Raw genomic sequence first — 1,807 nt, 5'->3', positions numbered from 1 at the left:
CGTCTACCCAATCCTCCAGACATTCCGGCAAGAGCGTCAGCTGGGATCTGTCCGCGCCTTCAACGAAGCGTCCCATCCACATCCCCCATCAGGAAACGGAGGAATCGTAACCGACTCGTGGCTTTTCACACAGCCAGGGTCAAAAGGCGACCTTCGGGCGCGGCTGATTTAGGTCCGTTCAACCCTCAACAGCGGACATCGGAACACTGCCGCCGCAGGTCCGAAAAGTGCCATAAGCTGCCATTGAAGACGAAGGCACTTTTTTTTCTCGATCCTGACCGGATTCTTCCCGATGTCCTAAAGTCTATCTTGGTTGAAAAGACACGAGAGGCAGCGAAATGCTACCGGCACCAATCACTTGTTGCTTCTACCGTTGTCGCGGACTCTGCCTTCAGACCTGGATCGTCGCGACTTTCGCAATCATGATGGCCTCCGCTCCACTGCAAGCCTCAACAGCACCAAAAACGTCAGCGTGCGGATACCTCGCTGGTCTAATTGATAAGGCACCGCCATCAGGGCCGTTGTTCCTGCCCAGCTATCCGACCGTCGAATCGGGGCCTCTGCATGGCGCCGCCTACCTCTATGACAATGCGGTAGCCGCCATCGCGTTGGTCGGTTGCGGTGAGCAAGACAAAGCGTATCGGATTGGCTCGGCGCTTCTCTGGGCCATCGACAACGACCGCACCTGGCATGATGGACGGCTCCGGAACGCTTACGCCGCGGGCGTGGTGGGGAATGGCCCCGTCAAACTTCCGGGGTGGTGGGACAATACTCAGAACAAATGGTTAGAGGATCGATATCAGGTGGGCAGCGATGTTGGTAACATGGCATGGGCCATGTTGGCGTTGCTGTCGCTTGATGATGTGAACGCCGGCTCTCGGTTCCGCGATGGTGCAGCACGGCTTGGCGCCTGGGTCGCGCAATGGGCCGATACGCGCGGTACTGGCGGTTTCACGGGTGGTACGTTTGGGCACGAACCGACGCCGGAAGTGCGGACGTGGAAATCGACTGAACATAATACTGACCTCGCCGCCGCGTTTGGCCTTCTTGCGATCCGTACAGGGGATTCGCRCTGGCGCGATAAGGCAACGGTCGCTGAGTACTTCGTAAATACGATGTGGGATCCGGCATGCGCCTGTTTCGCCGCAGGTACCGCTGAAGACGGTGTCACGCACAATCCGATTTTGGCTCTCGATGCTCAGGTCTGGCCTTTAATAGCGCTCCACGGAGCGGTCGAGAAATTTGCATCGGCAATTACGACCGCCGAACAGCGAATGAGTGTCGATGAGGGCTTTTCTTACGGTGAAGACCGAGACGGTGTGTGGACCGAAGGAACGGGCCAAATGGCTCTCTTGATGAAATTGCTCGGCAGGACTGGGAGAGCAGACTCGTTGATCGCTGTAGTCGAATCCCAGAGGTCGCCGGATGGTGGGTTCTATGCCACAACTGCCCGCGAGTTGCCGACCGGGTTCGTGTTGGACACCGATCCGACCAAACCGCGGCTCTATTTCCGATTGTCACATCTTGGCGCAGCTTCGTGGGCTGCCCTCGCGGAACGTGGGTTCAATCCCTTTACGGTGACAAAAGGACTCCCGTAGTTGAGTCGCGGTGCTTCTCGTCCGTTTCGGTCTATTTTGATTTCGATATGTCCGTTCCGGGTCTTGGGTGTGTGCAAACGGATAGGTCGGCACGCGGCCGTGGTCGCCAATCGTTGCAGGCGGCCGATGTCTCGCGTCGGAGCGTCCAATGACTGGCCAAAGTGGGTATCGCGACGCGATATTGCGCTTTTGGAGGCACTTTCCGGCGG

At 57.9% G+C, this 1,807-nt stretch carries 1 protein-coding gene; it reads left to right on the top strand.

Going from position 1 to position 1,807, the window contains the following annotated elements; genetic code table 11:
* Positions 1-521 precede the first annotated feature (521 nt).
* On the top strand, positions 522-1,598 hold the full coding sequence (locus tag AB4Z51_RS44775; protein ID WP_441499750.1) for a hypothetical protein: 1,077 nt from the start codon (positions 522-524) through the stop codon (positions 1,596-1,598).
* Positions 1,599-1,807 lie beyond the last annotated feature (209 nt).

It is taken from the genome of Bradyrhizobium sp. 2TAF36 (assembly GCF_052114925.1).
GTDB classification, from domain to species: domain Bacteria; phylum Pseudomonadota; class Alphaproteobacteria; order Rhizobiales; family Xanthobacteraceae; genus Bradyrhizobium; species Bradyrhizobium barranii.
The sequence above is the reverse complement of the archived record's forward strand: the minus strand, read 5'-3'. Positions and strand labels throughout refer to the sequence as shown.